The sequence below is a fragment of the Micromonospora sp. D93 genome, from assembly GCF_018070365.1.
Classification (GTDB): domain Bacteria; phylum Actinomycetota; class Actinomycetes; order Mycobacteriales; family Micromonosporaceae; genus Micromonospora; species Micromonospora ureilytica.
In genome coordinates this window covers 71677-78534 of the sequence record NZ_JAGPXW010000034.1, presented here as the reverse complement: position 1 = coordinate 78534, position 6858 = coordinate 71677, and the positions used below count along the sequence as shown (strand labels likewise).

At 67.3% G+C, this 6858-nt stretch carries 4 protein-coding genes and 1 tRNA gene; 3 read left to right on the top strand and 2 right to left on the bottom strand.

From position 1 onward, the window contains the following. Window positions 1–617 precede the first annotated feature (617 nt). Window positions 618–1298 (top strand): hypothetical protein, encoded by a 681-nt coding sequence (locus KBX71_RS28745; protein WP_210820931.1) that lies wholly within the window; start codon window positions 618–620, stop codon window positions 1296–1298. Between the two features lie 623 nt (window positions 1299–1921). Here KBX71_RS28745 and KBX71_RS28740 read toward each other — a convergent pair. After that, window positions 1922–2506 carry a helix-turn-helix domain-containing protein gene (locus tag KBX71_RS28740; RefSeq protein ID WP_307847359.1) on the bottom strand — a complete coding sequence of 195 codons (585 nt, stop codon included), beginning with the start codon at window positions 2504–2506 and terminating at the stop codon, window positions 1922–1924. 747 nt (window positions 2507–3253) lie between these two features. Between KBX71_RS28740 and KBX71_RS28735 the strand changes: the two genes are divergently transcribed. Then, a tRNA-OTHER gene (locus KBX71_RS28735) sits at window positions 3254–3382 on the top strand. A 55-nt stretch (window positions 3383–3437) separates the two neighbouring features. Beyond that, window positions 3438–5597, top strand: coding sequence for a TerD family protein (locus KBX71_RS28730; RefSeq protein ID WP_210820930.1), 2160 nt, complete (start codon window positions 3438–3440; stop codon window positions 5595–5597). 363 nt (window positions 5598–5960) lie between these two features. On the opposite strand, the gene KBX71_RS28725 is transcribed toward KBX71_RS28730, so the two are convergent. Further along, a complete protein-coding gene (locus KBX71_RS28725; protein WP_210820929.1) occupies window positions 5961–6824 on the bottom strand; it encodes a pentapeptide repeat-containing protein in 864 nt (287 codons plus the stop codon). Window positions 6825–6858: the final 34 nt, after the last annotated feature.

Genomic DNA, 6858 nt, shown 5'->3' with positions numbered 1-6858 from the left:
TCGCCCACCATCTGCGCTGGTCAGAGTGGCGACGGCGCCATCAAGCCCGCGCCCGACGATCCCACTACACCCGACGCCTCAACCTCGAACTCCAACCATGATCACGAACGGCGGCTGCCGTACTAGGGGACCTACATGAGTCATGATCAACCGTCCCGACAGTCCCACCGGGGGGACATCCTGCGATCGGGGGGTGCCCCGTGACCCCCCAATTCCGATCCACCCAACGTCGCTCCACGACCACGCTTTCCGACGTCTCGAGCTGGGAACGCGAACGCAACTTCCACACCAAGCTCGCCGACGCCGCCGTCACGATCACCGTGTCACCGACGCCCTGGCCGCGCTCACCGTCGCCACCTGCGCCCGGGACCGGATCAACGGACATAGCCCGGCCGGACCGGTATGGCGGCTCGTGGGCAACGGGGGACACCGGCTGAGCCTGGTCGACCTACCGACCACCGAGGACGAACCTGGCCGCTCAACCCCGGCCCACCACGTCCGGCCGAGGATCCGCTCCACGAGCTGCCTGACCAAGCGGGGTGAACCTTCGTGGGCGTCGAACCTGGCAGCTCGGGACCTGCCGAGTCGCTGTCTGGCCGCCCCAGTAGGGTCACCCAGTGACCGCGTACGACATCGCCGCCAGGCTGCCTTCCATCGACCGGTTGCGGCAGCGGTGTAAGGCATTGGCCCTGCTGGAATGCGTCATCGACGGCGGGGCCGCGTACTACGCCTACACCCGTGCCTGGGGCACGGATGAGGCGGCGCTGATGAGCAACGGCAGCGGCGACGAGTGGGCCGTCGTGTTCACCCCCGACGGCGTGTTCATCCGGGTCTTCGATCACGAGTCGGCGATGTCGCCCTACGGCGATCCAGACTACGAGCTGTGGCCGGGACTGCTCGACGGGCTGCCCATGGAGCTGCGTCCACAGATCGAGGAACCTGCCTTCTGCGACGAGGCCGGGCAGTTCATCGCTACCGCCGTCATATGGCGGCTGGCCGATGACGACCGCTGGCACGCCGGTGACGGAATCGCCTTCCCACCACTTCGTGGGCCGTACGACGACACCGGACCGGACGGGTCAGCCATGCTCGAGATCCTGCTCGACGACATCGTTGACCGTTTCGTCGAGTTCGCCAGCGACTACTACGAGATCGAGGCGGATCGGGCGGCGGTCGAGCACGTCGTCGCCAACCGGCCGCTCACCGACAGCGTGCTACAGGTGCTGAACCCTCAACTCACCGTTGCCGAACTGAGGCAAGGCATCGCCACGATTGGCTACCCGATTGCCGCTTCGTAGCAGCAGGTAGAGGCAGTTGCCCGCCGAACGACAGCGTACGTCTGTCATGGACAGGGACGCCTGGCGGAAGCAGATCGGCTGTCGGGCCGGCAACTACTCGACGGCGCGGCGTCCAGACTCGTGAGCGTTCATTTCAGAGCCGGCCCATCAACTGGATGCTGGCGGGGCCAGGTCTGTCCGGGGAGACGTTCGAGGACAGTACTCGATACGCTCATGCTCATGAAAACGTGCCGGCCTGTGGCGACCGTTGCCTGCCTGGCCTTGCTGGTCATGTCGGGTTGCGGCTCCGGGCGGTCCACCACCCCAGCAGGCACCCCGACGACCTACACGTGTTGCGATGGCGAGGACGTGGACACGGTCTACCAGCCTGGCCAGGACATGACGGTTCACTGGATCGTCAAGCCGGGGACCGACCCCGCCGCGAAGCCGACACAGGTCGAGCTGACTGCGCGTCTGACTGGCCCGTACGGGGACGTCAGTGAACTGAAGAGCGCTGCCGGGGGTACAGCTCGGCCCGCTCTGGGAGAGGTGACGTTCGAGGCCCAGCCGGTGCGGCCGTCCGGTGGGGCGGGCGAACGACCGGTCAGCGTCATTCCCATCGCGAGGGACGCGCCGCCCGGTTCTTACAACCTGATCTTTGCCGTACGAGAGGATGGCGGAGTCATGGGCGGAGCGAGCGTCGTCCGCGTGGCCCCCAAAGCCTGAGCCCATCGGATACTCAGGCCGGGACAGCGTTGTTCTGCCGGATCGGCAGGGTGCGTCACGGGTCGTATCAGCAGGGGTCCGAACTCGTCGAACGCGAACACTCGCTGCGGGAAGCTGCTGCTCACGTACTCGATCCGGGCGAGTTTGGCGTCCCGGTCAGGGTCGGTGGACTCCTCCCACGTCTTGGTCCGCTGGAAGGTGATCTTGTGCTGGTGCAGGATCTGCTGCAGCCGTTCCCGCCCGATGCGGATCCGGCGGGCGGCATCCGTGCTCAGGTGGTCGGCGAGCTTGCGGACGCTCCAGCGGGTGAACGGTCGCCCCAGCTTCTCGGGGCGGGTGTTGGCCGTCTCGACGATGGACTGTTCCTCGTCAGGACTGATCTGGCGGGGACGGCCACCCGCCCGCTGAGGGTCCAAGCAGGCCATGCCCATCTCGTTGAACCGGTGGATGACCTGCCGAATCGTGTCCTCATCGGCTTGGGCGAGGCGGGCGATCGCCGGCACTGTGTTCCCGCCGGCCGAGGCGAGTACGACCATCGCCCGTCGTCGGCGGATCGGGGGACCGGTTCCCCGGCGGGTGATTCAGAGCAGCTGCTGACCTTCCTGATCACTGAGCCGCCGCACGCGTACAGGTTCTGCCACCGCTACAGCCGGACCGCCCCGACACCGCCCGACCGACAGGCCGGACGGCGTGTCATCCAACACCGTGAACGTTCGTGGTCAGAGCACTAGGCAGGAAAGCAGGAACGAGTAACGGGTCGAGTTGGGCGAGGATCTGCTGCTGGCCGACGTAGATGCTGCGCGCATGGTCGATGCGTCCGGCGTCGCTGCCATAGCCGTTGTAGGTGCGGTGGTAGCAGCCCGAGGGGCTTCGCGGTCCTCCAGCCGTCCGTCCGGTCGGCGAGGCGGCGCAGTGCCGTTCCTGGCTGGGGGAAGGCGAGCCGCAGGGTGTGTGCGGTGAGTCGGATGCCCCACCAGGTGAGGGCGGCGAGGTAGCCAACGATGAGGGCGCCGGTGGTGTCAACGGTGAAGACGAGGGCGTAGCCGATGGCGAGACCGGGTGCGGTGATGGCGCGGATCGTACGGCGGCGGCTGATGGTGAGGGCGGTGGCAATGCCGACGAGGGCTGCGCCGATGCTGCCAGCGCTTGCCGTCATTGCCAGGGAACGGCACGCTCATGTCCGCCGCAGCGGGCAGTGACTTCGAAACGGGATAGCCATGTCAGCCCGGTCGGTGCGATGATCGACATCTGGGTCGCTAGCTCAACTGGATAGAGCATTCGACTGAGTAGCGGGTCCGCTTTCCGCTTGCGCGGCGATGGGTGCGCTTCCTTCTCCTAGTTGGATCGAAGGGTTCGGGGTTCGAGTCCCCGGCGACCCACTATGCCGCGGCTGCGTGCCGGCAACAGCCGGAGTTGACCGGAACGGGGAACCACGTGCTCGAGAAGCTGATCATCCAGAAGGCCCTGCGCGTGCCGGCCAGCAAAGGCGCGGCCGGCGATGGCACGCCGGTGGCCCGGCAACTGGATGCGGCGCTGCTCGATGTCGGGTTTTCGGCGTCGCGGGCTCTGCTGGAACACATCGGCACCCTGGCCCCCGCTCCAGCGATGGACCTTGCCGCCATGGTCGTTTCGGCGGTGCGTGAACTGGTGGGCGATCATGTCCAGCACAACGCCTATTTCATCGGCTTCCCGGACGACGTGCCCGACACCGTTGATTTCTGGACGGACCGGCTTCGGGCGGCCGTACTCGCCGGCGGGGGCACGGCGACCGACGCGCAGCTGCGGGATGCCATCGCCTCGGGCGGGGTGAACCTGCTCGATCTACCGGCCTACGGGGCCTACCAGCACACCTATGCCCAGCTGTTGGCCGCGCATGACGACCTCATCACCGCTGCCGGTGACCGGGTGACCTTGCTGCGTCTCGGCGATACCGTCGACGTGGAGGCAGCGCGGCTCTATCTGGCCCTGGCTGGTAGCTCGACGCCACTCGGTGGGGCGGACCTTGCGATCCTCAGCGAGCTTGCGGTCGCCTGTGTGGACGGCGCGCAGCCGGCCGAGATCCCGGTACGGGAGAACCGTGCCGTGCTCAACGGGATCCGGCTCGTTCTCGGCCGGCCGCTGGTCGGCGTGGACACGACGACCGATGTGCTGCGCCTTGCCTGCCAGGTCTCCGGCGGGGACGCATCGCTCGTGACGCCCACGCGATTCCGTGCCTTCCGGCGCCCGGAGCGGCGGATGCTGCTTGCCGCCCTGAACAACGTCGTCGGTGCGAGTTCGGACAAGCTTGGTGACGCCGTGCGGTACGCGGAACGGTGGAAGCGGCTCGGGGAGCGGTTGCACCCGCATGAGTACGACCAGTGGCCGCACGCGCAGGAGGTGTTCGCGGTCGCGCGTGGCGAGCGGCGGGTACGCAACCTCGCCGGCCGAGCGGAGGCGGCGATCCGTGCCGGCGCTATCGGTCCGGCCGCCTCGGTACTGTCGGCGGCGCCGGGTCTGCTCCTGCGATCGGCGGACCGGCTGCTGCGGCTGGCGCCGGCGTCAGAGCGAACCGCTGTCGTCGACGCAGTCACCGGTGCGCTCGGCTCGGCGTCGGGCCGAGTGCTGCTCTCGCTGCGGGAGCATGTCGACAACCGACTGACGCCCGCGTCGGCCCGGATGTACGCGAGCCGTTCGCGCAACGCATGGGTCGGCCCCGACGAGCGGCCACCGCTGCCAGCCGAACTGGTGGCCGAGCTGTCGTCGATGCTCGACGCCGAGATCAGCGCCCGACTGCCGAAGCAGGATCAGCCTCTGCTGGTGGACCCGGAGGTGCTCAACGTCGCACTGCCGCTGTCCGGCAAGGCGGCGGAGGGCGGCTTCGCGGTCCTGCCAAGGGGCTCGCGGGCGTCGGTGTCTGGTGAGTTGCTGCGCTTCTTCATGTACTGGCGCCAGGCGAGTCGTCGCACCGACTACGACCTGTCGGTGCTGCTGCTCGATGACGAGTTCCATGGTGCAGGCCAAGTGTCGTGGACGAACTACCGCCACAACGGCGTGGTGCATTCCGGCGACATCACCGACGCGGCGAACGGTGCAACCGAGTTCATCGACATGCCCATGACGATCGGTGGTCGCTATGTCGTTCCGCAGGTCTACATCTATACGGGTGAGTCGTTCGACGAGGTTGCCGAGTCGATGTTCGGCTACCAGACCCGCACGCAGGACCAGCTCGGGCCACCATTTGACGCACGGACGGTCCGGGCGCGTTCGCACCTGCGTGGCCAGGGTCGGATCGCGCTGCCGATGGTGTTCGCCAAGGGTGAGGGCGGCTGGCAGGCCGTGTGGCTGCACCTGTACCTGCGGGGTACGCCGTCATTCAACCGGGTGGAGGACAACACGTTCACCACGGCCGACCGGGTACGAGCACTGATGGAGCGGCGTTACCTCACCTTGTCATACCTTGTCGACCGATGGCGCGCCCGGGCCGAGGTGATGACGTGGGACGGTCGCCCACCGAACGAGCCGGTCACGTTCATCGGCATTCAGGCGCCCGAGGACCTGCCAGTCGGGTCGGAGGCATATACACTGGACCGACTCAGTGAGCTGATCCCTGAGTAGGTCTGCGACAGCCGAGGCCATGCAGGCGCTTCCTTCTATTCCCGTTCAACTCGGGAACCTCCGCGCAAGCGGAGGATGTGGTTATTCCAGCCCCTGCGCTTTCCTCGGCTCTCGCGGCGAGCCACTGGAATCCTGTGGCCTCATCCTCATGCGATCCGACCGTCGAAACAGCGCAACGCTGCATCGACGGCGCACTTCCTTCGGGCAGAAGTGGATGCTGCCGCGCTGGCGACTGTCGTCAAAGGTGCCGTGCTGATCAACAAGCAGTGGCGACCCCGAGACGATGCGCCGGTAGCCTGTCGCGATCTTGGCAAATCGTCATGGCACCCGAGGAGGACAGGCCCAGGCGATGTTGTGAGAGGGTCACGGAGTCGGCGACGGAGTAGGTCGAGCCACCCCGTGCGGCAACAGGGTTCCCGCGTCAACATTCGCGCCATCCAGGTTTGCATCGCGCAGGTTCGTGGTGCTCAGGTTCGCGCCGCGGAGGTCCACGTGGCGCAGGTCCGCACCGCGCAGGTCCGCACCGCGCAGGTCCGCCAGGTGCAGATCCGCGTTGATCAGGTTCGCGCCGATCAGGTTCGTGCCGCTCAGTCTCGCTTGTGGCAGGTCCGCGCCAATCAGGCCCGCGCCGCTTAGATTCGCTTCTTGCAGGTTCGCGCCGCCGAGGTTCGCGTGGCGCAGGTCTGCGCCGCTCAGGTCCGCACCGCTCAGGTCCGCCCTGAGCAGGTCAGCGCCAAACAGGGAGGTCCGGGCCAGGTGGGCCCCCGACAGCGCCACACCTGGTAAGCCCAGCAGAGTGTCGGCCAGGTCCAGGCGTTGGTTTTGGTTTGCCTTTGGATTGGGGCGTCGGGCCAGCACCGTGACGGCGGCCCGCACGTCGAGCGAGGACGTATTGACGCGTTCGGGAGTCTTGAGTGGCCGGGGGGCGTGGGTACGAATGAACGCGCACAGCACCTCGATCACGGTTGGCTCGTCGTCGGCGGAGTCCCGCATGACTCGTTCCAGGGCGTAGATGCCGCCGAGGCGGATGGACAACTTGTTCTCCCCTTCCTGGCCGAGCTGGTCGACGGCCTTGCCGAACCGGTCGCTGATCTGCCCCTGCTCGCTGAGGTGCATCTGCTGGCGAGTGGCGCTTGTGGCGTCGGCGGTGTAGTCCAGGGAGCGGGCGGTGAACAGCAGCGCGGCTACCGCGGTCAGCACGGTGACGCCCTGGAATACGGTGTGCACCAGTTCTCGCGTCGGGGCCCAGCGGGCGCCAATC